Origin of the sequence: Asticcacaulis solisilvae (assembly GCF_052327315.1) — a bacterium.
In the GTDB taxonomy this organism is placed as follows: Bacteria; Pseudomonadota; Alphaproteobacteria; order Caulobacterales; family Caulobacteraceae; genus Asticcacaulis; species Asticcacaulis solisilvae_B.
The window spans coordinates 2,749,929-2,773,055 of the sequence record NZ_CP166196.1; the positions used below are offsets into that span (position 1 = coordinate 2,749,929).

19 protein-coding genes are annotated in these 23,127 nt (G+C 61.9%); 5 read left to right on the top strand and 14 right to left on the bottom strand.

From position 1 onward, the window contains the following. The first annotated feature begins 106 nt into the window (after positions 1–106). On the top strand, positions 107–1,222 hold the full coding sequence (tgt, locus tag AB8717_RS13055; protein ID WP_443747764.1) for a tRNA guanosine(34) transglycosylase Tgt: 1,116 nt from the start codon (positions 107–109) through the stop codon (positions 1,220–1,222). Here the strand turns inward: tgt and AB8717_RS13060 are convergent. Continuing rightward, positions 1,200–2,486 carry a dicarboxylate/amino acid:cation symporter gene (locus AB8717_RS13060; RefSeq protein ID WP_443747765.1) on the bottom strand — a complete coding sequence of 429 codons (1,287 nt, stop codon included), beginning with the start codon at positions 2,484–2,486 and terminating at the stop codon, positions 1,200–1,202. The two genes, tgt and AB8717_RS13060, sit on opposite strands and share 23 nt — an antisense overlap. A 137-nt stretch (positions 2,487–2,623) precedes the next feature. Here AB8717_RS13060 and AB8717_RS13065 point away from each other — a divergent pair, with 137 nt between their 5' ends. Then, on the top strand, positions 2,624–3,613 hold the full coding sequence (locus tag AB8717_RS13065; RefSeq protein ID WP_443747766.1) for a glycoside hydrolase family 43: 990 nt from the start codon (positions 2,624–2,626) through the stop codon (positions 3,611–3,613). 375 nt (positions 3,614–3,988) lie between these two features. Continuing rightward, positions 3,989–5,092, top strand: coding sequence for a chorismate synthase (aroC, locus tag AB8717_RS13070; protein ID WP_443747767.1), 1,104 nt, complete (start codon positions 3,989–3,991; stop codon positions 5,090–5,092). A 7-nt stretch (positions 5,093–5,099) separates the two neighbouring features. On the opposite strand, the gene AB8717_RS13075 is transcribed toward aroC, so the two are convergent. Both AB8717_RS13075 and AB8717_RS13080 read right to left on the bottom strand, forming a co-directional pair. Further along, the gene (locus AB8717_RS13075; protein ID WP_443747768.1) at positions 5,100–5,786 is read right to left on the bottom strand and encodes a hypothetical protein; all 687 of its coding nucleotides are present in this window, start codon (positions 5,784–5,786) and stop codon (positions 5,100–5,102) included. Positions 5,787–5,986: 200 nt separating this feature from the next. After that, positions 5,987–6,385, bottom strand: coding sequence for a hypothetical protein (locus tag AB8717_RS13080; RefSeq protein WP_443747769.1), 399 nt, complete (start codon positions 6,383–6,385; stop codon positions 5,987–5,989). A 138-nt stretch (positions 6,386–6,523) separates the two neighbouring features. Here AB8717_RS13080 and AB8717_RS13085 point away from each other — a divergent pair, with 138 nt between their 5' ends. Together AB8717_RS13085 and AB8717_RS13090 are read left to right on the top strand one after the other, a co-directional pair. Then, positions 6,524–7,201, top strand: coding sequence for a hypothetical protein (locus AB8717_RS13085; RefSeq protein ID WP_443747770.1), 678 nt, complete (start codon positions 6,524–6,526; stop codon positions 7,199–7,201). 83 nt (positions 7,202–7,284) lie between these two features. Next, positions 7,285–7,998: a pirin family protein gene (locus AB8717_RS13090; protein ID WP_443747771.1), complete on the top strand. Its 714-nt coding sequence runs from the start codon at positions 7,285–7,287 to the stop codon at positions 7,996–7,998. A gap of 27 nt (positions 7,999–8,025) precedes the next feature. On the opposite strand, the gene AB8717_RS13095 is transcribed toward AB8717_RS13090, so the two are convergent. From AB8717_RS13095 to AB8717_RS13145, 11 genes are all read right to left on the bottom strand, one after another. Further along, positions 8,026–8,877: a polysaccharide deacetylase family protein gene (locus AB8717_RS13095; protein ID WP_443747772.1), complete on the bottom strand. Its 852-nt coding sequence runs from the start codon at positions 8,875–8,877 to the stop codon at positions 8,026–8,028. A gap of 121 nt (positions 8,878–8,998) precedes the next feature. Next, entirely contained in the window at positions 8,999–9,454 is a 456-nt protein-coding gene (locus AB8717_RS13100; RefSeq protein ID WP_443747773.1) for a YaiI/YqxD family protein, read from the bottom strand. A 100-nt stretch (positions 9,455–9,554) separates the two neighbouring features. After that, positions 9,555–10,202 (bottom strand): 7-carboxy-7-deazaguanine synthase, encoded by a 648-nt coding sequence (queE, locus tag AB8717_RS13105; protein ID WP_443750891.1) that lies wholly within the window; start codon positions 10,200–10,202, stop codon positions 9,555–9,557. Between the two features lie 74 nt (positions 10,203–10,276). Further along, a complete protein-coding gene (gyrA, locus tag AB8717_RS13110; RefSeq protein WP_443750892.1) occupies positions 10,277–13,033 on the bottom strand; it encodes a DNA gyrase subunit A in 2,757 nt (918 codons plus the stop codon). A gap of 60 nt (positions 13,034–13,093) precedes the next feature. After that, positions 13,094–13,288, bottom strand: a complete 195-nt coding sequence (locus tag AB8717_RS13115; protein WP_443747774.1) for a hypothetical protein — start codon at positions 13,286–13,288, stop codon at positions 13,094–13,096. A 180-nt stretch (positions 13,289–13,468) separates the two neighbouring features. Further along, a complete protein-coding gene (locus tag AB8717_RS13120; RefSeq protein WP_443747775.1) occupies positions 13,469–16,633 on the bottom strand; it encodes a TonB-dependent receptor in 3,165 nt (1,054 codons plus the stop codon). A gap of 278 nt (positions 16,634–16,911) precedes the next feature. Next, positions 16,912–17,415: a single-stranded DNA-binding protein gene (ssb, locus tag AB8717_RS13125; protein WP_443747776.1), complete on the bottom strand. Its 504-nt coding sequence runs from the start codon at positions 17,413–17,415 to the stop codon at positions 16,912–16,914. Positions 17,416–17,662: 247 nt separating this feature from the next. Further along, complete coding sequence (locus AB8717_RS13130; RefSeq protein ID WP_443747777.1) at positions 17,663–18,145, bottom strand: hypothetical protein; 483 nt, start codon at positions 18,143–18,145, stop codon at positions 17,663–17,665. 66 nt (positions 18,146–18,211) lie between these two features. Beyond that, the gene (locus tag AB8717_RS13135) at positions 18,212–18,886 is read right to left on the bottom strand and encodes a hypothetical protein (protein WP_443747778.1); all 675 of its coding nucleotides are present in this window, start codon (positions 18,884–18,886) and stop codon (positions 18,212–18,214) included. Between the two features lie 133 nt (positions 18,887–19,019). Further along, positions 19,020–22,055: a transcriptional regulator gene (locus AB8717_RS13140; protein ID WP_443747779.1), complete on the bottom strand. Its 3,036-nt coding sequence runs from the start codon at positions 22,053–22,055 to the stop codon at positions 19,020–19,022. Between the two features lie 157 nt (positions 22,056–22,212). Then, positions 22,213–23,043: a flagellin gene (locus AB8717_RS13145; RefSeq protein ID WP_443747780.1), complete on the bottom strand. Its 831-nt coding sequence runs from the start codon at positions 23,041–23,043 to the stop codon at positions 22,213–22,215. Positions 23,044–23,127 lie beyond the last annotated feature (84 nt).

The window sequence follows — 23,127 nt, forward strand, 5'->3', positions numbered from 1 at the left end:
CGGCGTATCCGTGTCATCCGTGGTCAATCTTACGACCGCGGCCTCAACCTCGGAATAATCTGTGTAATCTGTGGACCTCTTATAACTTCGCCGCTATGACGCCGCGATGAGTGCTTTTCCGTTCGAAATCCACGCCCACGACGGCCAGGCCCGCACGGGCGTTTTGAAAACGCCGCGCGGCGATATCCCAACCCCCATCTTCATGCCCGTCGGCACGGCCGCCACGGTCAAGGCGCTGACGCTCGACATGGTGCGGCAGGCCCACGCCAGGATCATCCTCGGCAACACCTATCACCTGATGCTTCGCCCGGGGCCCGAGCGCGTCAAACGCCTGGGCGGCTTGCATAAGTTCATGGGCTGGGACGGCCCGATCCTGACCGACAGCGGCGGCTTCCAGGTGATGAGCCTGTCGAACATTTCCAAGGTCAAGGAAGACGCCGTCACCTTCGCCTCGCATATCGATGGCTCGAAGCACGTCCTGTCGCCGGAACGCTCGATCGAAATCCAGGCCGACCTTCTCGGCTCCGATATCGTCATGCAGCTCGACGAATGCGTTGCTTACCCCGCCGAGGAAAAGCGCGCGCAACAGGCGCTGCAATTGTCGGCACGCTGGGGCCTGCGGTCGAAACAGGCCTTCGGCACGCGCGATACTCAGGCCCTGTTCGGCATCCAGCAGGGCTCGACCTTCGAACACCTGCGCCGGGAATCGACCGAACGCCTGCTCGATATCGGCTTCGACGGCTACGCCATCGGCGGCCTGGCGGTTGGCGAAGGCCACCAGGCCATGTGCGACACGCTCGATTTCTGCACCCCGCTGCTGCCGTGGGACCGGCCACGCTACCTGATGGGCGTGGGCAAGCCGATCGACCTGCTGGAAGGCGTCGCCCGCGGCGTCGACATGTTCGACTGCGTGCTGCCGACGCGTTCGGGCCGCCACGGCCAGGTGTGGACGTGGGACGGGCCGATCAACATGAAGAATGCCCGCTTCGCCGAGGACGACACACCGCTCGATGCGGCCTCGGACTGCCCGGCCAGCCGCGACTATTCCAAGGCCTATCTGCACCACTTGGTGCGGGCCGAGGAAATTCTCGGCCAGGTGCTTTTGTCGTGGCACAACATCGCCTTCTTCCAGGCGCTGATGATCCGCATGCGTGCCGCCATCGCTGACGGCACGTTCCAGGTTTTGCGCCGCGACCTGCTCAGCCGCTGGTCGAAGGACTGAGCTTTTTCGGGCTGTTGAGCAGAGGCGAACCGGTCTCGATCAGGCCGTTTTCACGGGCCACCAGGGTGGCGACCAGGATCTGGCTGGTCACATTGGTCGCCGTGCGCATCATGTCGAGGATACGGTCGATCGCCGCCAGGATGGCCAGCCCTTCCAGCGGCAGGCCCGCCGCCGACAGGGTCACGGTCAGCATGACGGTCGCCACGCCGGGCACGCCGGCGGTGGCCAGCGACCCCAGGATCGAGCTCAACGCGATAATGACATAGTGGGTCGGCGTCAGGTGGATACCGAAATAGTTGGCGATGAAGATCGACGAGATCGCCGGATAGATGGCGCCGCAGCCGTCCATCTTCATATTGGCGCCCAGCGGCAGGGCGAAGCCGGCAAACGACTTGGGCAGCTTCAGGTTATCGACCGCGACCTGCAGCGACACCGGCAGGGTGCCGATCGACGAGCAGGTAAAGAAGGCCGTCTGCTGGGCGGTGAAGATGCCCTTGTAGAAGCCCCTGACTCGCAGGCCGTGGATCTTCAAAAGTGTCGGATAGACGATGAAGATTTCGATCAGGCAGCCGAGATAGATCAGGCCGATATAGGGGATCAGCGGCTTCAACGCCTCAAGCCCGTACGACGCCACCACCGAACCGATCAGGCCGAAGACGCCGATCGGCGTCAGTTGGATGATCCAGCGCGTCAGCTTGAACATGACCTGCGAACCCTGGTCGATCAGGGTCGACAGTTCGCGCGTCTTCTGGCCGAGCGCGCCCAGCGCCGCGCCGACCAGGATGGCGAAGACGACGATGCTGAGGACTTTTCCCTCGGCAAAGCTCTGGAAGATGTTCGACGGTACAATGCCGGTCAGAACCTCGACGGGGCCCGGCACGGCCTTGATAGGCGACGGATCGACCGGCAGCACGCCGACGCCATGGCCCGGCTGGAAGTAGATGCCGATCGCCAGGCCCACCGACACGGCAATGGCAGACGTGATCATGAACCAGCCGATCGTATAGGCGCCCAGACGCAACGCCCGGCCGCCTGAGCCGTTTTCGTGATCGCCCTCGCCGTGACCCAGCCGCGCGATCGACGCCGCGATGGTGAAGAAGACCAGCGGCGCCACCAGCATCTTGATGGCGCGGATATAGGTGTTGCCGATGGGATCGAAGACGGCGACCGCGTCCTTGCCCCAGCACAGCGCGACAGCGACACCGGCGGCGAAGGCGACCAGGGTCTTCATCCAGAACGGAATTTTGCCCAACAGTTTCAGCATGGAGCCTCCGGCCGCGACCGCAAAAGTTTCACACGCAAACATATGGCGCGGGGACGGGAATTTGCGAACGAAAAAAATTGTCGCGACGGATAAATGGATTTAAACCGTGAAATTGTCCTACAATAGAGGAAAATGCTATGCGCGCGATCGCCCTGACAGGTTTGCTGCTTTTGACCACCGCACCCGCCCTGGCGGCAACCGCGCCCAAGCCGCTCTATCGCGATCCGGTCTATGATGGCGCCGCCGACGTATCGACCGTCTATGACAGCGCACACAAGCGCTGGGCCATGTTCTACACCAACCGCCGCGCGACGCTGAAACTGCCGGACCCTAAGGACGTGTCCTGGGTGCACGGCACGCCTATCGGCATCGCCACATCGAAGGATGGCATGAAGTGGACGTATGGCGGTATGGCGAAAATCCCGGAAAGCTGTACGGGCGCCACGCTGTGGGCGCCGGAAATCTATTACGAATCCGGCACCTATCATATGTGGCTGACCGTCGTGCCGGGCGTTTTCAAAACCTGGAACGGCGATCGAAAGATCGTGCACCTGACCAGTCCGGACCTCGAACACTGGGCGTGCGGCGATACGCTGGATGTGGGATCGGACCGCATCATCGACGCCAGCGTCGTCAAGCTGGATAGCGGCACGTACCGCATCTGGTTCAAGGACGAGCGCAAGAGCAGCCGCATCTTCGCGGCCGACTCGACCGACCTTGTCCACTGGACGCGGCAGGCGGCGCCGGTCGTCGATATGTCCGCCGAAGGTCCCAAGGTGTTCCGCTTCAAGGGATTCTACTGGATGGTCGCCGACGCCTGGAAGGGCCTGATCGTATTGCGATCCGACGACGCCCAGACCTGGACCCTGCAGGACAGCCGATTGCTGGAAGCGCCCGGCCACGCCGCGACCGACACCGCCAAAGGCCAGCACGCCGACGTCGTGGTCAACGGCGACCGCGCCTTCATCTACTATTTCGTTCATCAGGAGGCCGAGCCCGAAGCGAAGACCGATCCGTACTGGCACCAGCGTACGGTCATCCAGGTCGCCGAGCTGAAATACGCCGACGGCAAGCTCAGCGTCGACCGCGACACGCCGGTGGACGCGACGTTGAAGGCATCGCGATAGATTTTTTTTAGCGGGTCGAATTCGGCCCTCCCCGTTTATGGGGTGAGCGCGGCGAAAGTATAGCTTTCGCAAGCGAAGGGACCGCCGTCAGGCGGTGGGCGGGGCTCTTGCGACGGACGCAACAAGCGCAGCCTCATCAATTCCATATAATATATTGTTTTATAAAGAAAATTAAAACCCAACGTTAAAGCAAAGCAAGAGCCCCGCCCACCACCCTTCGGGTGGTCCCCCCTCCCCATAAATGGGGCGGGCGAAATTCGATGGCGCTTTCCGTTCATACAGGCCCTGCAAAACGCCCGAACGGTGAAATGCCCTAGATTGCCTACACCATCATAATCCGCTAAGCGAACGCCAGTTTCCGCAGGCGAATTCCTCATGTCCCACAATACCTTCGGCCATCTTTTCCGTGTCACCACCTGGGGCGAAAGCCACGGACCGGCGCTGGGCTGCGTCATCGACGGCTGCCCGCCGGGCGTGCCCCTGTCGGAAGACGATATCCAATGGGCCATGGACCGCCGCAAGCCCGGCGGCTCGCGCTTCGTCACCCAGCGCAAGGAAGAAGACCTGGCCCGGATCATGAGCGGCGTCTTCGAAGGCGTCACCACCGGCACGCCGATCTCGATCCTGATCGAAAACACCGACCAGCGCTCGAAGGACTATGGCGAGATCGCCAGACAGTTCCGTCCCGGCCACGCCGACTACACCTATTTCGCCAAGTACGGCGTGCGCGACTATCGCGGCGGCGGCCGCTCATCCGCGCGCGAAACCGCGGCGCGTGTCGCCGCCGGCGCCGTGGCGCTCAAGGTCCTGCAAACCCTCGTCGGCGGTCTGACCGTCCGTGGCGCCCTAGTACAGTTGGGCGTCCACAAGGTCGAACGCGGCAACTGGGACTGGGAGGCGATCGGCCAGAACCCATTCTTCTGCCCCGATCCGTCGGCGGTTGCCGGCTGGGAAGACTATCTCGACGGCATCCGCAAGGCGGGATCGTCGATCGGCGCCGTCGTCGAGGTCCAGGCCGAAGGCGTGCCCGCCGGCTGGGGCACGCCGCTCTACGGCAAGCTCGACTCGGAACTCGCCTCGGCGCTGATGAGCATCAATGCCGTCAAGGGCGTCGAGATCGGCGAAGGCTTCGGCTCGGCCATGTTGTCGGGCGAGGAAAACGCCGACGAAATGCGCATGGGTGAAAACGGCCCGGAATTCCGCTCGAACCACGCCGGCGGCATCCTGGGCGGCATTTCGACCGGCCAGACCGTCGTGGCGCGCATGGCGCTGAAGCCGACCTCATCCATCCTGACGACACGCGAAAGCATCGATGTCGAGGGCCATGAAGTCGAGCTGCGCACCAAGGGCCGCCACGATCCGTGTGTCGGTATCCGCGCCGTGCCGGTAGCCGAAGCCATGATGTCGTGCGTGCTGCTCGACGCCTATCTGCGTCACCGCGGTCAGACGGGGGGCAAGGTGTTTACGCCGGGCGCTTAGCTAATGATTAAGTGCCCTTTTGCATGGGAATACTAAGCCCCTGCTTGAGCGCTAGCGCATTGATATCATTTTTAAATTTTATATAATCCGCCTTCTTATGTATGCTCATATACTCAGCATATAACCTATTATATGAAGCGTCATCTAATGCTGACCGAACAATTGCTAAACTAATTTCTGCTTTATTTTCAATTCCCGATATAAATTCATACCTTGCACTAACAAGTGAAATCATAAAAAGGCCAAAAGAAAACAAAGAAATCAAAGCAAATCGTATCATTTTTATTCTAAATTTTAGCCTCTTCGCCCTGGCATGTAGACAACCGTCAGAGCCATATTCATCAAAATTCTCAGCTTTTGAATCTTCAGATGCCTTTTTCAATAACCTGAATATTGATCCGGCTCGCCTTTCAACATCCAATACTTCTTTATCCATAAATAGAAATATAAGAAATCCAATAAAAAGCGTATCTCCCAACGGAGCTCCCAACAAATCTCCATAAGTCACGCGATACGGTATCCTGCTATACAAGCTATTTTCATAAGACACATTCAATGTAGAAAAAACATAAACAAATAAAGAACCAAAATACTTAAACAAAGGAGAGAACACAACTTCCCAAAGGCCACTCCCAATAGCACCAACCACAACAGCGCCAACAACACCCAATAAAATTTTAACGTACCGATTCATCGTCCACCCTATTTTCCCCCAAAGGTGGTATCGTCAATTTTCAATTTGGTCAATTGTACCAATCTGAGCAAAAAAATAAGTCACATCTTTAAGCCGCCACGACCCGTGCCGGTAGCCGAAGCCATGATGTCGTGAGTGCTGCTCGACGCCTATCTGCGCCATCGTGGTCAGACCGGCGGCAAGGTCTTTACGCCGGGCGCTTAATCCCCAAGCGTTACCTGACCCAACAACTGATCGGGCTCGGTCGGCCCGCGATAGACCACCGAATAGGTGCCCGTCTTGATCTTTCCGAGCTTCGCCGCCGGGCAGCTCGCCTGCGCCTGCCCCATGGCGACGCTGGTGACGGCAGTCACATAGATGGTGGTCTGGCTATGCGACGTCTTGATCGCCGTACAGACGATACCGGAATTCATCCCGGTGACGCCGGGTTTTCCGGCCATATTGATCCCTGTCGGCAGGTACCATTGGCCGGCGTCGATATAGGCCTTGCCCAGATCCGCACCGCCGACCGCCCTGACCGAAGACCAGGACGCGTCGTTGACCGGCGCCAGCGATGACAGTCCGCCGGCAAGGGCGGCAATTGCCAGGATAGACATCATGATCGGCTCCTCCAGCTTTAGGTGGACGCTACAAGCCAACTGTGGCGAAAGATGGATAACGCGGTTCCGCAGATATAATCCTGTTTGCCGCCGCTGGCCAGCCGCAGTAGGCTGATCGCATGCACAAGGGGGGCTTTCATGCGTACATTGATTTCGACTTTTGCCGTGGCCGCCATGCTGGCCGGTGCGCCGGCGTTCGCGCAGACTGCCGCTGAGCCGCAGCCGGCGGATGCCTGTCAGGCAACGGCCTGCCGGACGGGTGGTTTCGACGCCGTCGTACTCGTCGACAAGGACCATTACCGGACCGTTCCCATCACCCACTCGCCCTACGTCCTGCCGGACGGCTCGATCCTGATTTTCCCGGGCGAGACGATCGCCATCCAGTTCAGGCGCGATGGCGACACCCTGTCGGCACCAACCTTTTACCGCCGGTTTGCCCCCGCCCTGCCAGCCCGGATCGAAACCGGCGATAAGGTCGGCGACGATCCGGCCAATGCCGGCCTGCCGGTGATCAAGGGCGATGTGTCCAAGGACAAGGTGGCCGGCCTGCCGCCCGACACGCTTCTGCTGTCCTACGGGCAAGCCAATGGCCAGCCCGGCATGATGCTCTTCGTCGACCACACCTTCGCCAGGACGCTGAAGCTTGACGCCACCATGTCCCTTATCGGCAAGGGGCGCTACGAGCAGCGCCCGACCTCGACCTGTCCCATCCTGCCAGGCGTGTCCAGTTTCGAAAGCTGGCCCAACCCGCTCGGACCGATGATCTTAAAGGGCTTCAGGCTGCTGCCGGCCAGCGACAAGATCGTGTGTCAGTAAGACTCGCCTATTGTAACTTATACAATTACACTTATATACGGCCTCAGGATCGCATATCGAATTTTGCGACAGGAGATAGACCGATGATCGACAAGAGACCCTTTTCAGGCCTCGGCGGCGCCGACCATGGCTGGCTGAACGCCCACCACCACTTCTCGTTCGCCAGCTATTACGACCCGAACAAGATGGGCTGGGGCTCGATCCGCGTATGGAACGACGACGTCATCCAGCCGCAGACCGGCTTCCCGCCCCACCCGCATGACAATATGGAAATCATCACCTACGTGCGTAAGGGCGCCATCACCCACCAGGATTCCTTGGGCAACAAAGGCCGCACCGAGGCCGGCGACGTCCAGGTGATGTCGGCCGGCACCGGCATCCGCCATTCCGAGTACAATCTCGAAAACGAGGCGACCGAGATTTTCCAGATCTGGGTGCTGCCGTCCGAACGCGGCCACGCGCCGGCCTGGGGCGCCAAGCCCTTCCCCAAGGCCGATAACTCGGGGCAGTTCGTGACGCTGGCCTCGGGTTTCGAAAGCGACGCCGACGCGCTGAAGATCCGCACACCGGCGCGGCTGCTGGGCGCGACCCTGCTCAAGGACCAGTCGCAGAGCTATCGCCCGCTGGCGACGAACCCGCACACCGACCGCCACCTCTACATCGTGGTCGCCAAGGGCCGCGTCAGCGTCAACGGCGTCGAACTCGACGCCCGCGACGGCGCAGCCATCAAGGACGAGGCGGAGCTGACCATCACCGCGCTCGACGACGCCGAGGTCGTTCTGCTCGACGCGGCCTGAATCAAAGGGCGGTCATCCGGCCGCCCTTCATTTTCGCGCGTAGTCGCGGATCCAGGAAGGCGGCTCCTGCTCCAGGGAGCCGTCGATGTGCACGCCCTTTTCCTTCGCCCAGCGGTACGGCCACATCGGGCCGAAGCGCGTGGCGTAGGTCGTCGGTATCGCATAGGCAGGATCGGCCTGCGCCGCTTCGAGCGTCACGAAACCAAAACCTCGCCGGACGTAGAGATCGAGGACACGACCAAGCGTATCGGCGTTGATCCGGTTGAGGTGAAGCAGGGCAATCTGCGGCGGTTCATAGCCCAGGACCTTTTGGCTCAGCGCAATGTAATAGTCGATCTCGGTTTCCGAATAAGCCACATAGGCGTCGGCAATTCGCCCGGCCGCGTTGCCGTCGCCTGCCTGCAACGCCTTGGCATAGGCTGCCTCGAACGCGTAGTCAGACGTATCGATGGTCGAGGCCGCGGGTACGTATCCGCGACGGCGCAGCATGGCTTCGATCGCCAGACTCTTGTCGAGCGGATCGCCCGTATGGTTCATCGCGAACCTGACGAAGCGCAAAGGCTTTCCAGCGGCGTCCATGAGCGGCCGGATACTGGCCTCGCCATCGGCGACTTCGCGCTCGATCCCGGCCAGGTCGAGATTATTGGTATCGGCGTGCGAATAGGTATGGTTGCCGAGACTGAAGCCGCCTTCGGTCCACGCATTCAGGATGCCGCGGGCTGCGTCGCGCCCGTAGTGTTCGACCGTCTTCTCGATGACAAAACCGGTTGCCGGCGCGTTGAACCGCCGCAGCGTATCGAGAACCTTGCGGTTGCGGACGGAAACCTCTTCCAGCGACGCGTCGCCGGCAAACGGCAGGTCGTCGAAAGTGATAGCCACGGTCCTTCTGGAGCTGGCCTCCGCGCGGCGCGCCAGGGCAGAGAGACTGAGGGTGGCAGCAAGACCACCCAACATGCAGCGTCGATCGAAATTTGACGGCAAAACAACCTCCCTCGTCCTGTTAACGCGGCCGTCGCTTTTCTTTGGTGACGACCTGATCGAGCGTTTGCAGAAACTTCGACCGGTCGGACTGCGAGAACGGCGGCGGCCCGCCGGTGATCTCTCCCGTAGAGCGGATATGCTCCATCAGGGCACGCTGGGCCAGGGCCGCACCGATCGAGTCAGGCGTAAAGGCCCGGCCGTTCGGCGCGATGGCGTGGGCGTCCTTCGCCAGGACGCGCCCGGCCAAAGGAATATCGTTTGTGATGACGATGTCGCCGGTTACAGCCTGTTCCGCGATCCAGTCGTCGGCGATATCCGGCCCGGCATCTACGATCATGCGTTCGATGATCGGCGACTTCGGTATCTGGATAAAACTGTTGGAGACCACGAAGGTTTTGAGGCCGTAGCGGGCAGCGACCTTATAGGTCTCGTCCTTGACCGGACAGGCGTCGGCGTCGATGAAGATGGTGATCATATCACCTCTCCTATCCGGCCCACGCCGGTCCGTCCACCTATTGCGCGGGCGATGCCCCGATCGAGCTTTGCGCCTGCATCATCGCCAGGCATGGCAAAACCTACTTCAGCCCCACCAGCTTGTGCGTCTGGACGCTCATCCGCCATTGCGGGTGCTTGAGGCAATAATCGATGACCATCTGCGTATGGCCCGGAGCGTCAGACTTGTCGAGCCCCAGCGGGTCTTTCGGTTGCAGGTAGAAGCGCTCGAAGTCGAGGCCGGCGAACTCCGCCGGATCGATCCCCGCCTGCGGCCAGACCAGTTTCAGCTCCTGGCCGCGCGTCTGTTTCAGCCGGTTCTGGCCCTTGGGGCTGACGCAGATCCAGTCGATGCCATCGGGCGCCGCGATCGTCCCGTTGCTTTCGACCGCGATGAAATAGCCCGCCGCCTTGACGGCAGTGATCAGATCGGGATCCAGTTGCAGCAGGGGCTCGCCGCCGGTGAACACCACGGCCTTGTCGGCAGCGTCGATCGCGCCCCAGGTGGTGTCCAGAGCCGCCACGACCTCGGCCGGTGTCGCGAACTTGCCGCCGCCCTCACCGTCCGTGCCGACGAAATCGGTATCGCAAAAATCGCAGGCGGCCGTGGCGCGGTCCTGTTCGCGGCCGCTCCACAGATTGCAGCCGGCAAAGCGCGCAAAGACATTGACCCGGCCGGCCTGGCCGCCTTCGCCCTGAAGCGTCAGGAAGATTTCCTTGAAACTGTACATGGCCATGCCTCTAAAACATTTCAGGCCAGGCGGAAACCGCCTGGCCTGTAAAATGTAGGTAATGCCGCTGCCGGCTATTCCTGTCCGGCGGCCTCAGGCGCTTCCGGGGCGTCCGGCGTTTCGGCCACCGCACCCTCGTCCTCGGCACTTTCGGCCAGGCGCTCCACCGACACGACGCGCTCGCCGCTGGTGCGGAAGATGGTCACGCCCTGGGTGTTGCGGCCGGCGATGCGGACCTGGGCCACCGGCGTGCGGATCAGCTGACCGCCGTCGGTGACCAGCAGAATGCCGTCGGTCGCCTCGATCGGGAAGGACGCCGCCAGCTTGCCGCCGCGCTTCGACAGGTCGATGGCGACGATGCCCTGGCCGCCCCGGCCGGTGCGGCGGTATTCGTAGGACGAAGTCCGCTTGCCAAAGCCGGTGTCGGCGACCGTCAGGATGAATTCTTCGGCCGTCTGGAGTTCGGTGATGCGTTCCGGCGTCAGTTGCGCCTCGTCGCCGCCCTCTTCGGCGTCGTCCTCGACAGTCGTGGTTTCCTCGGCTTCACCCGAAGCCGCCGCACGCTGCTGCGACGCCCATTTCAGGTAGGCGGCGCGTTCGGCCGGGCTGGCCTCGATACCGTGCAGGATGGCCATGGAGATGACGGTATCATCGCCGTTCAGGCGCACGCCGCGCACGCCGGTCGAGTCGCGGCCCTTGAAGACGCGGACCTCATCGACGGCGAAGCGGATCGAGCGGCCCGACGTCGTCGACAGCAGCACGTCCTGGGCGTCGGTGCAGACCGCCACGCCGATAATGCCGTCGCCGTCTTCCAGCTTCATGGCGATCTTGCCGGCGCGGTTGACGTTGACGAAGTCCGACAGCTTGTTGCGGCGGACGTCGCCCGAGCGCGTGGCGAACATGACATCGAGGCGATCCCAGGCGGCTTCCTCTTCCGGAAGCGCCAGGATGTTGGTGATGGTTTCACCGGCGTCGAGCGGCAGCAGGTTGACGAAGGCCTTGCCCTTGGACTGCGGATTGCCGAGCGGCAGGCGCCAGACCTTGAGCTTGTAGACCTTGCCGACCGACGAGAAGAACAGCATGGGCTGGTGCGTCGTCGCCGAATAGACGCCGGTGATCGCATCCTCGTCCTTCATCGCCATGCCAGAGCGGCCCTTGCCGCCACGGTGCTGCGAGCGGTAGGCCGCCAGCGGCGTACGCTTGACGTAGCCCGAATGCGTCACGGTGACGACCATGTCGTCGCGCGGAATCAGGTCTTCGTCCTCGATATCGCCTTCGCCGTCAAGAATGGCCGTGCGGCGCGGGATGGCGAACTGGGTGCGGACCTCGATCAGTTCTTCGCGCACGATCCCAAGGATGCGCTCGCGCGACGACAGGATGGCCAGGTATTCGGCGATCGCCTCGGCCAGGGCCTTGACCTCGTCGCCGATTTCATCGCGGCCGAGGCCGGTCAGGCGCGACAGGGTCAGGGCCAGGATGGCGCGGGCCTGTTCGTCGGTCAGGCGAACGCTGAGGTCCTCCAGCACGATCGAGCGCGGATCGGCGATCAGCTCGATCAGCGGCGCCATATCGCCGGACGGCCAGGTGCGGGCGCACAGGCGTTCGCGGGCCTGAGCCGGATCGGCCGAAGACCGGATGATATGGATGACTTCGTCGATATTGGCGACGGCGATCGACAGGCCGACCAGCACGTGGCCACGGTCGCGCGCCTTGTTGAGCTCGAAGCGCGTCCGGCGCACGACGACCTCTTCCCGGAACTCCAGGAAGATTTCGAGCAGCTTCTTCAGGCCCATCTGCTGCGGGCGGCCATGGTTCAGCGCCAGCATGTTGACGCCGAAGCTCGATTGCAGCGCCGTGTAGCGATAGAGCTGGTTGAGAATGACGTCGCCCGAGGCGTCGCGCTTCAGCTCGACGACGATGCGCATGCCCTGGCGGTCGGATTCGTCGCGGATATCGGCAATGCCTTCGATGCGCTTGTCGCGCACCAGTTCGGCGACGTGCTCGATCAGCGCGGCCTTGTTGACCTGGTACGGAATCTCGGTGACGACGATGGCTTCGCGGTCCTTGCGGATCGTTTCGACCGACGCCTTGCCGCGCGTCACGACCGAGCCGCGGCCCGTCATAAGGGCCTGGCGCGCGCCCGAGCGGCCGAGGATTTCACCGCCCGTCGGATAGTCGGGGCCCGGCACGATGTCGAGCAGCTCTTCCAGCGAAATGCCGGGATTGTCGAGCATGGCGACGCAGGCGTCGACGACTTCGCCCAGATTGTGCGGCGGAATATTGGTCGCCATGCCGACGGCGATGCCGCCGGCGCCGTTGATCAGCAGGTTCGGAATGCGCGACGGCAGGACGGTCGGCTCTTCTTCCTTGCCGTCGTAGTTCGGCTGGAAATCGACCGTGTCCTTGTCGATGTCGGCCAGAAGCGGCATGGCCGGCTTTGCCAGGCGGCATTCGGTGTAACGCATGGCGGCCGGCATATCGCCATCGACCGAACCGAAATTGCCCTGGCCGTCGATCAGCACCAGGCCCATCGAGAAGGGCTGCGCCATGCGCACCAGGGCCATGTAGATGGCGGCGTCGCCGTGCGGGTGCAGCCGGCCCATGACGTCGCCCACGGGACGGGCGCACTTCACATAGGAGCGCTCGGGCGTATAGCCCGAAGCCTGCATCATGTAGAGGATGCGGCGGTGAACGGGTTTCAGGCCGTCGCGCGCGTCCGGCAAGGCGCGCGAAACGATGACGCTCATGGCGTAGTCGAGATAGGAGCGCTTGAGCTCGTCTTCGATCGAAACGTGGCCGATGCCCTGGGGCGGTGTGCCCGTAGGAATCATTCCACCGTTACCGATATCACCGCCGTTTTCCGTTTCGCTCATGAATTCTGATTCTTATTTCTAAAACTTGCCATACTGGTTGCGATGTTGCAGCGCCTGAAATACCGGAAGTCGTACATCAACAAACAGCGCCATATGTTTGAAAATCCGCCGCTTTCGGATCACATTCAGATCCAGGGCCATGGCATTGTAAGCGCTACGATTTTCGGCTTGAAGCAGCCCGTTCGCACGTCGCACGATTTCGCGGAATCGCACACTTAACTTCTAGAGGATCGGCGCGTCGCAATCAAAGCATTTCGGCAGCGAAAGCCGGTGTTTAGCGTTGGAAGCCCAGGGCCGTGGCCAGGACGGCGAAGCCGCCCGTGCGGTCAGGCACGGACGGCTTTTGTCATTTGGCAATCGGTTGAAGAAAACGCTCTTCCCCGGATTTCAGCCTCAGTAGCTGAGATCGAAGCCCAGGCGCACATAGCGCGGCTTGTTGTAGTTTGTCGGATAGCCGTAAGCCGTGTTCAGCTTGCCGATGCCGGTGGTTTCATAGGTGACGCGGCGAGTCAGTATGCTATGGGTATCGAACAGGTTGAAGATATCGGCGCGCAGGATCAGCTTGCCGCCCAGGGCGTAGTGTTGCGGGACGGCATAGCGCAGCGACAGGTCGACAGTCCGGGTCCAGTCGGACTTCAGCCCCTTGCCTTCCGGCGCCGGCTGGCCGTTGCAGTAGTGCGAGTAAGGGCCGACGGCAAAGGCCGCTGCATCGACCGGATTCAAGCCATAGCACGAGAAGTGCGCCGGCGATATGACCTGGATATTGGTCCCGACGGTGACATCCGGCGTGACGGCATAGGATCCCCACATCTTGAACTGATGCGTGCGATCGTTCGACAGCAGGCCAGTGGCATAGGTTTCGAAGCTCGGCATATCGTAGTCGAGCGTGCCGCCCGCATCGGCCTGGACGGCGTTGCCGACATCCGAACGCACCGTGCCTTCATAATTCCCGTACGACCGCGACCATGTGTAGGAGCCTTGCAGTCCCCACTTGCCGTCGAAGGCGCGCCTGAAATCGAAGGTCAGTGCGCTGTAATCGCGCTTCGCATCGGGGAAGTGGCCCAGTTGCGCCGCCGTCAGGGTGATGACGCGCTGTCCGGTTTCATTCGGCAGCGGATCCTTCAGGCGGATGGTTACGTCATGATCGCCGACATTCCAGATATAGAAGCTGGTGGCGATGGCGCCGGTCGTATATTGCGAGGCGTCGAGCCCGTTGGCCTGGAGATAGCTGATGATGGCCTTCTGGAAGTCCGAATCCTCGGAAACGCGCTTCAGCGTCCGGTTGGTATAGGTCACGCCGAAGGTCCACAGGTCGTTTGCCTTCCAGCTGGTCCCAAGGATGAATTCGTCTTCTTCGGTCGCCTTCAGCCCCAGCGCCGTCTTGGAATTGGCGCCTTCCTGCGTGCCGTTGCCGGCGACATAGCAGACATTCTGCCCGGCCACCACCGAGGACAACCCCGGAGCCGAAGACAGGTTCGAAGCCGGGCACGGCGACGTGAAACCGTCGTCGGCGGCCAGAACAGCCGCCGCGCCGACGCTGGCCGGCAGGCCGGTCGTGGGGTCGGTGACCCAGCCGCCGGCAGGCGCATGGAAATATTCCTGGAAGTACATGTCCTTGCCGCGATAACCCATGTTCATCGCCGGCGGAATGAAGTTGGCGCCGTAGGAGCCGAAGATCTTCCAGTCCCCCTGCCCGCCCGGCAGCCAGGCAAAGCCCAGGCGCGGCGCGACATTGCCCTTGAGGTCCAGATAACGCTGACCGGACAGGTTGTTTTGCGCGAAGGCATCGTCGCGCACGCCGACCTGGACGTTCAGGGCTTCGGTGATATCCCACGAATCCTGGATATAGGCGGCGCTGTTGCTGGCGCTGACCTTGCCGCCGAACACCTGATAGGTGACCAGCAGCAACTCATCCGGATTGTCATCGTCCGCCGAATCCGGATCGGGCGCGAACTGGTAATTTACGGGCACGGTCCCTGTCAGCGTGCTGACGTGGTGCATGGAATTGTCTTCGCGGTCATAGCCAAAGCGCACATGGTGGCGCCCGGCCGCTTCGAAGCGCACGTCGCCGTCAAGCCGCCAGAACCTGCGCTCGACGCTGTCGGCGGAAATCGTCGGGCTGGGCTGATTGGTCGAGGTCGTGGCCAGGACCCCGCAATATCCGGTCGTTACCGTCGCGTCGACGCACGACGGCGAATAGTAGCTCTGGACATAGTAGCTGGCCGTATCGGCCGGTATGACGTCGTTGCGGCCCTTCATATCGCCATAGGCGGCCGACACCGAAAACGCATCCGTGACCTTGCCCGAGTAGTTGAGCACCCAGCTCTTGCCGCCAAGCGTATTGTCCTGGCCGCTGGTCAGGCCGCCGATCGTCTGCGTATCTCCGACCGGATTGAGCGCCTTGGACAAATCCGTGAAGCTGTAATATTGCGACCGGTTCTCCACGGTCGTATCGAACCAGGTCAGCGAAATATGCTGGGTCGGCGTGATAAAGCCGTCGATCTTCGCGCCCATGAAGGGCGAGGTATTTTTCACGATCGCATAGACGCCGGTCCGGTAGGCCGCGTTGCGCGATTCGGTGTCGTTGGCCTGATAGAGGCCGTAGGCGAACAGGTGGTCCCTGATGATCGGGCCGCCCAGCTCAACCGACAGCGAATTGTTCTGCGTCTTCGCATAGGCGCCGCGGCTGGCATAGGTGTTCAACTGGTCGTTCTGCAGCTGCATCGGCTGATAGTTGCCGTGAACCGCCATCGTGAAGGTGTTGGTGCCCGACTTGGTCGTGGCGTTGACGACACCGCCCGTCGCGCGGCCGAATTCCGCCTGGTAGCCGCCGGTCTTGACTTCGATCGTCTTGTAGAAGTCGAACGGTACATTGACCGCGCCGACATAGTTGTCGGGGTTGGTGATGTTGAGGCCGTCAATATAATAGGCGTTTTCGGCGACCGAACCGCCGCCGAACGACGCGACGGCATAATCGTCGCTGCCGACCGTAAATCCGGGATTGCCCGCGACAACGCCCGGCGCCAGCAGGGTCACCCCCGACAGGGTGCGCGCGATCGGCTGGCGCGCGGCCAGGGTATCGACATCGACCGTCAACCCGGTCGTCGTCCGGGTGAAGTCCTGGCGCGCCCTGCCCTTGACGACGACCGTCGGCTGAGAGCCCGTGGCGGTCAGGGGAACGGAAAGCCGCGCTTCCTCGGAGATGACGATTGTCAGGCCCGTCTTGTAGTCGTCGTAACCAGGCGCCCGGACAGTAACGTCGTAGTCGCCGGGCTCCAGCCCGGTGCCCGAAAACCGGCCTGAAGCGCTCGATGTCAGGGTCAGCGCCAGTCTGCGGGCCCGGGAGGTCAACACCAGGGTCGCACCGTTTACAGGTTTGCCGGACGCATCGGTGACACGGCCGGAAACGGCGCCTGACGTATAGTCCTGGGCGCTCGCCACCGTCGGCCCGAGGCTTGAAAGCATGACCAACGGCAGGGCCAGCCCGGTCAGCATGCCGCCGCACAAGGTCGTAACCGTCAACGCCTTGCGCGCCGATGTCGTTTTCGCAAATTTCATAAATGTCCCACCGGCGTGACCGGCAGCTCCACAAGAGGCTCAAACCCGCCGGGGACAATAGTAACAATCGCCACCACTTTCCTCCAGGCCAGAGGAAAGCGTTACATAAAATGGTGAATCTTCCGCAAATTTCAGAAAAACGGCGCGATCAAGAGATTAAACGAGAAATAATTACTGTATAGTATTTTAAGATACTACATCCTCAGCCGGGTTGCACCAAAACAAAGGCCCGGCAGTCACGAACTACCGGGCCCGCTCAGCAATGATAAACGCCGGGTCTAGAACGGAATTTCGTCGTCGAGATCGAAGCTCTGGGCCGGCTGCTTGGAGGTCTGCTTCGGACCGGCCGAGGCCGGGGCGCCGCCACCGTAGGAATCTTCATAGTCGTTGTAGCCGCCGCCGGACGAGGCGCCACCACCGCCCTGGTCACCGCGGCCACCGAGCAGCGTCAGGTTGCCATTGAAGCGTTGCAGGACGATTTCGGTCGTGTACTTTTCCTGGCCCTGCTGGTCGGTCCACTTGCGCGTTTGCAGGCTGCCCTCCAGATAGACGGTCGAGCCCTTGCGCAAGTATTGCTCGGCGATCTTAGCCAGGTTGTCGTTGAAAATGACGACGCGGTGCCATTCGGTCTTTTCCTTGCGCTCGCCGGTCGCCTTGTCGCGCCACTGTTCCGACGTAGCGACCGTCAGGTTGGCGACGCGCTCGCCCGAGTTCAGGGTGCGGATTTCCGGATCCTTGCCCAGATTGCCGATGATGATGACCTTGTTGACGCTTCCCGCCATTTGACTTGCCTTTCCGAACTGCCGCACCAGGCTTTTTGCCCGCCACGACACACATGCGGTGAAAATCCGCGAATCTGACCGAGACTAGAACCTTCCGGAGCGAATTCCAACGCATCGCCCGTGGATGAATTAACTTTCCTGTTAATCATTTGTTCCCTATTTGTACCACACCGCGATGAAGGCCGCCAGCAAAAAAGAAAGCGCCTCCCGAAAGGGAGGCGCTCTGTCAGCACAAAATAGGGTGCGTCTACTTGGCCGGCGCCGCGTCCGGCGCCTTGGGAAGATCCTTGGGCACAACGATGGTTTCCGGTTTACCGCCATCGGTCTGGGTGTCGTCGACATGGGCGGCGCTGGGCGAAACCAGCTGGTTGCCGGCGACGACCAGGAACGGGAACTGCGGCCCGTCATACTTGGTCGCCATGCGCACTTCGCCATTGGCTGCGAACAGGAAGGTGCCCTGATAGACGCCTTCGGTCACCGGGCCCGCCGTGCCCGTCGTCATGAAGCCGCGGCGGACATTGTAGATTTCGACGGCGCAGTGCTCCAGATCCGGCACATTGCGCCTGACCTCGTTGAACTTGAGCTTGTCGTGGCCGTTCTTGTCCTTGCCGACATGGCCGATGAAGTAGCAGACGCCTTCGTCGCGCGGCGGCTTGACCTCGTCGCAGGCCGAAAGCGTCACAAGTCCCATGCCCATAAGGCTGAAAAGCACGACTGATGAAATGCGCATGGGGGTCCCCGTGAATCTTGTAATCCGTACCGGTACTTAATCACGCCCCGGGAGGAAAGTCAGCCCCTACTTCACCATGGGGACGGCACAGCCCTGCCCCTGGTCGACCAGGGTGCGGAAGGTCGCATTGTCGTCCGAAACCTCGACGCGGTGCGGCACCAGGCGCAGGGTCTTTTCGCCCCAGCGGCCGTATTGGGCCGAGCCCGGCGACACGCAGCGGCCGTCGTAAAGCAGGCGCGCGCACTGGCCGAGCGTCAGCGAATCCGACAGGCGGTTCCATTCGTTGCCGCTGTAGCGCAGGCAGGCAGCCGTCGGTCCTTGCGCGGCTTGGGTATCCGGCACCACTTCGGCCGCATCGCCCGGCGCCGCCGGATTGGCGGTGGCCGAGGTCGGCGCGCCCGGAACCGGCGTCAGCGAGCCCGTGGGCGCCGCCACGACATTGCCGTTGTCATCCAGGCCGACATCAAGCGCCTGGGCCGCGACGCCGTTCTTCTTGGCGCAATCGGCCAGGGTCAGGTCACCGACATAGGCGCCGTTGACGTAGCAACGCAGCGGCTTCTTGGAATCGAGCGTGGCCGGCGTATCGGCGACGGTGAAGGTCAGCCCGGGGGGCTGATCGTTCATCTTCTTGTCGTCCTTGTGGCCCTTGGACAAACCGAGCGCCAGAAAGACCGCGATCGCGATCGCGACCGCCGCACCGACGGAAATGCCGATCCAGCGTTTCTGATTCATGCCTGCCATAAGTTCCCCCTTCGACGACGTTTCTGCCCGGGCCATTTCGCGCACTCTACGCGAGGCCGCAGGGCCGCTCAAGCACCATGAGCAAGCGATCGTCTAATTCCGCTGTGCGGCTTTTTTATGATAGGCGTACGCGTCAACCGCCCAGCAGCAGGCTGGCCGTGCTGGTCGGCTGGCCGCCGGACAGGCGCGCCAGGGCCGCCTGGTAGTTCGATATCTGGCTGGTCAGGTAGGCCGGCGCGACACCGCTGCCGTTGCCCTTGGTCTTGCTGTCGCTTTCCTGCGGGTCGCCGTACTTCAGGTAGGTATAGACCCGCTGGACGCCCTTGATCGAGGCCGCCAGCTTGTCGAGGGCGTTGGAGATCGCGCTGTCCGAATTGAGGGTCAGCGACGTATCGAAGTCCAGGCCCATATTCTTCTGCGACTTGAGATAATCGACCGCCTTCGAATCCATCAGGCTGCCGGCCGTCGAGCTGACGATACCCGGCTCGAGGCCGAGGCCTGCCAGGGCGTCACGGCCGGTCGGACCGGCGACGAACTCCATCTTGCTCGACCCGTTGGCCGGCTTGATGTCGAGCTGGTTCTGCTGCTTGCCCAGCACCTTGGAGACGCTGACGTCGAGCTTGTAGCCCGAGGCGCGCACGATCTTCTTGGCCAGGGTGTCCAGCGTCTCGTTGGCGTCGATGGTTATGGTCTTCTTCACGCCGGAATCGGGATCGACCATGTAGAACTGGTCGCCGGTGCGCACGCTGGTGCCGGCGGTGATCTGGTTGGAATCCGTATAGAGCAGCTTGCCCTGCGGCAGGCCCAGGCGGTCGAGCACGCTGGAAGCGCCGGGCGCAACAGCGATGGCGTTCGGCGTGACCTTGCCGTCGGTGCCGGTGAAGCGCGCCACGACCGTGCCGGTCCCCGTCGCGATGTCGAGCTTGGCCAGGTATCCGTCCTGCGCCTTGGTCGCCGTCGACAGCATGGTGGTGCCGTTAAGCTCCCCCGTCGTCGAGCCGGCAATCCATGCCGTGCCGTTGTTGAACTGGACCTTGGCGTCCTTTTCGACGCCCGTGCCGCCGAAATAGGCGATGGTGTCCGTGCCGGTATTGGCAAGATTGGAGTCGATCGACAGGGCATAGGCGTCATAACCGCCGGAGTAGCCGTGGGTGACAGTGCCGCTGGCCAGCAGCTTGTCCGAACCGGCCGAGCCGCCGAGATAGATCTTGCCGTTATACAGCGACATGCCGCTGATATTGCCGCCGCCGATGCCGCCGAGGTCACGCGAAGACGCCAAGGTCGCGGTCGTCTTGGTCGTCGACACGCCATTGGCGTCCGTGCTGGTCGCGGAACCGATCGTGTAGGACTTGACGACCGCGTCGCCGTTTTCGACGCCCGACGTATAGACCGTATTGCCGTTGACCACGATGTTGGCCACCGTATCGCTGCCCGTCGTTCCGCCCTGGGTGGTAAAGGCCGGCTTGCCGTCGCCCGAGAAGCCCATCAGGTACGAATCCCAACTGCCGACCTGGCCGCCGGAAGCGCCCGGCATGGTCGACTTGGTGCGGCCGCCGACATAGACCGAGCCGTCGGCGCCGAAGGCCACGGCTGTCGCTTCGTCCTCGGCCGAGGCGCCGCGGCGCTGCGTCCATTGTTCGACGCCCGACGAGTCGAGCACGGTGACGAAACTGTCCGAGGTCGTCGGGCTGGCGCCCGTGGTGCTGACATTGCTGGTCGAGGTGGACGACACCGCCGTGCTGCCCGTCCCGTAGGTCCGCGTCGTCGTCTGCGAAATATCGAGTGCGCCCGTCACCGAGCCGGTGATCGCCACCTTGCCGTCCGACGACACCGCCATATTATAACCGGTCGCCGTTTCGGACGCGCCGAGCGTCCGCGTATAGACGAGGTTTCCGGCGGAATCGTACTTCATCAGGGCGACGTCCTGCGTGCCCTTGATATCCTGGCTCGACACCGTGCCGTTGACGTCGGCCAGCACATAGACCGAGCCGTCGGCGCCCGCCACCGACTGGCGGACATTGGCCACCGTGTCGGGCAGCGCCGTCTGTTCGGATTCGCCCTGCACCCAGTACTTGTCGCCGACCTTGGAGATCGGATCGGCCAGGGCCGTGCCCTGCGCGCCATCGGTCGTCTGGAACTTCATCAGTGACGAGGTCACGTCGGTCGACTTCGTCTTGTCGGTCGACGACGTGGTGGTCGAACTGGTCGTAGAGTCGGTCGATGTCTTGCTGGTCGATGTGATCTTCTTGGTCGGATCGCCCGTCGTCTGCATGACATAGACGGCGTCGGACGTGTCCGGCGCGCTGAAGGTCACCTGTTCGTACGACACGCCCTTGATCTGCAGGCCATAGCTGTCCTGGCCGGAGGCGATCGTCACCGATTTGCCGTTGACCGTCTGGGTCGTCGGCTGCGCCGGCGTGCGGTTGACGGCGAACTTGGTCGACAGCCCCTGCTCTTTCAGCTTGTCGTTGATGAAGCTGACGACATTCGACATCGACCGCGTCTGCCCCGTGGGCATCTTGCTGAGATCGATATTGACCTCGAACGGCGTCGCCGTACCGGTCTTCTTGATCGTCATCTTGAACTGGACGTCGCCCTCGAAAGCCTTGACCGACGACGAGGCCGAGCCGGTCGAGATCGCGTCGGCCGTATAGGTCGTATTGGTCTTGGCGACGCCGACCGTGTTCTTCAGTTCCTTGGTCAGCGTGCCTTCGGTCAGGTTGACGTGGTCGAACTTGGTGTCCGAAATATAGGCGTCGACTTCCTTCATGCCGGCCGTGAAACGGCGCTGCACCTGGGCCAGCGCATTGTCCGACAGCTTGCCGTCCTTGGCCTTCTGCGCCAGTCCCTGCAGGGCGCTCATGCCCTGGTAAAGGCTGAAAAGCTTGTTGTAGTCGGGGGAAGCGCCTTCGATGCTCGACTGCGACGAGCTGTCGATGAACTTGTGGCCCGACAGGATCCTGGTGACCAGGCTATTCTCGTCGGCATCCGCGGTGCTGGAATTCCACGGCGCGCGCGGCGCCGTATCCGAACCGGTGGGCGAGTTGGTTTTATCCGAGGACGAGGTGCTGGATGAAGACGCGCCGGAAGAGGACGCCGAGGCCCCTGCTACACCGGCCTTGGCGTTGTAGTAGGACGTCAGGAGGCTCGAATCAAACGAGATCGTCACGACAGGTTACCTTACAACACGCCCTGTCAGTATCTTTTAACAGCCTTTAAGAGTCGTAAATTTTAGACAATTCTTTTCGGCAATTCTTTGAAAAACAAAGGCCTGCGCCGTATCAAAACGGCACAGGCCCATGCGAAATCATAGTAAAGGGGGCTGTTTACTTGAACAGCGCCAGGATTTGCTGCGGCGACTGGTTGGCGATCGACAGCGATTGCGTGCCCAGTTGCTGCTGAACCTGCAAGGCCTGCAGCTTCGAGCTTTCCACGGCCATGTCGGCGTCGACCAGGTTGCCGATACCGCCGGTGATGGCGTCGGTCAGCTTGTCGACGAAGCCCAGGTGGCCTTCGATCTGCTTGGCCTGCGAACCCAGGGCGCCGAGATTGGCGTTGAGGTTCAGGATCGAGGTGTCGACCTGGCTCAGGATCTGCGAGGCGATGGTCGGCGTCGACAGCGCCGACTGCGACGTCACCGTCAGGATCGGACCGCCCAGCGACATGGTGCGGACGCTCAGCGTAATGACCGAATTGGCGTCGGCATTGGCGATGAACTGGATATTGGTCGACAGCGATCCGTTAAGGATGTTCGAGCCGTTGAAGGTGGCGTTTTCGACGATGTGCTGGATCTGCCCCAGGATCGACTGGAAGTCGCCGTTCAGGGCATTGCGCGATGTGGTGTCGATCGACGTATCCATTGCGCCGACGACCTTTTCGCGCAACTGGTTCATCAGGTCGGACACGGACTCGCCGGCCGCCATGGACACGTCCGCGATGGAGGACGCCCGGTGCAGACTGTCCTTGACGGCGTTGAGACCGCCGAGATCCGCCCTCTGCCCCTGAGCGATGGCGTAGACCGAAGCGTTGTCCTTGGCAGTCGAAACGGCGAGACCGGTGGAAATTTTTTGTTGTACGTCTTCGAGCTGCTTGTTCGACGCATTCAAATTCTGAAGCGCGATCATAGCGGACGTATTGGTGTGAATGCTTACGGACATTGCCCGTATAACCTCCATTTTGGACGACTCACTCGAGTCTTAACCAATATGGTAAGCAAAAGGTTAACGGACGCAAACGGGTTT

Excerpts from the sequence above, each read along its gene's own strand:
- AB8717_RS13100 (WP_443747773.1), bottom strand. The coding sequence starts at position 9,454 with ATGATCACCATCTTCATCGACGCCGACGCCTGTCCGGTCAAGGACGAG.
- AB8717_RS13120 (WP_443747775.1), bottom strand. The coding sequence starts at position 16,633 with ATGAAATTTGCGAAAACGACATCGGCGCGCAAGGCGTTGACGGTTACG.
- AB8717_RS13130 (WP_443747777.1), bottom strand. The coding sequence starts at position 18,145 with ATGCGCATTTCATCAGTCGTGCTTTTCAGCCTTATGGGCATGGGACTT.
- AB8717_RS13060 (WP_443747765.1), bottom strand. The coding sequence starts at position 2,486 with ATGCTGAAACTGTTGGGCAAAATTCCGTTCTGGATGAAGACCCTGGTC.
- aroC (WP_443747767.1), top strand. The coding sequence starts at position 3,989 with ATGTCCCACAATACCTTCGGCCATCTTTTCCGTGTCACCACCTGGGGC.
- tgt (WP_443747764.1), top strand. The coding sequence starts at position 107 with ATGAGTGCTTTTCCGTTCGAAATCCACGCCCACGACGGCCAGGCCCGC.
- ssb (WP_443747776.1), bottom strand. The coding sequence starts at position 17,415 with ATGGCGGGAAGCGTCAACAAGGTCATCATCATCGGCAATCTGGGCAAG.
- AB8717_RS13135 (WP_443747778.1), bottom strand. The coding sequence starts at position 18,886 with ATGGCAGGCATGAATCAGAAACGCTGGATCGGCATTTCCGTCGGTGCG.
- AB8717_RS13085 (WP_443747770.1), top strand. The coding sequence starts at position 6,524 with ATGCGTACATTGATTTCGACTTTTGCCGTGGCCGCCATGCTGGCCGGT.
- AB8717_RS13090 (WP_443747771.1), top strand. The coding sequence starts at position 7,285 with ATGATCGACAAGAGACCCTTTTCAGGCCTCGGCGGCGCCGACCATGGC.
- AB8717_RS13065 (WP_443747766.1), top strand. The coding sequence starts at position 2,624 with ATGCGCGCGATCGCCCTGACAGGTTTGCTGCTTTTGACCACCGCACCC.
- AB8717_RS13080 (WP_443747769.1), bottom strand. The coding sequence starts at position 6,385 with ATGATGTCTATCCTGGCAATTGCCGCCCTTGCCGGCGGACTGTCATCG.
- AB8717_RS13075 (WP_443747768.1), bottom strand. The coding sequence starts at position 5,786 with ATGAATCGGTACGTTAAAATTTTATTGGGTGTTGTTGGCGCTGTTGTG.
- queE (WP_443750891.1), bottom strand. The coding sequence starts at position 10,202 with ATGTACAGTTTCAAGGAAATCTTCCTGACGCTTCAGGGCGAAGGCGGC.
- AB8717_RS13145 (WP_443747780.1), bottom strand. The coding sequence starts at position 23,043 with ATGTCCGTAAGCATTCACACCAATACGTCCGCTATGATCGCGCTTCAG.
- gyrA (WP_443750892.1), bottom strand. The coding sequence starts at position 13,033 with ATGATTCCTACGGGCACACCGCCCCAGGGCATCGGCCACGTTTCGATC.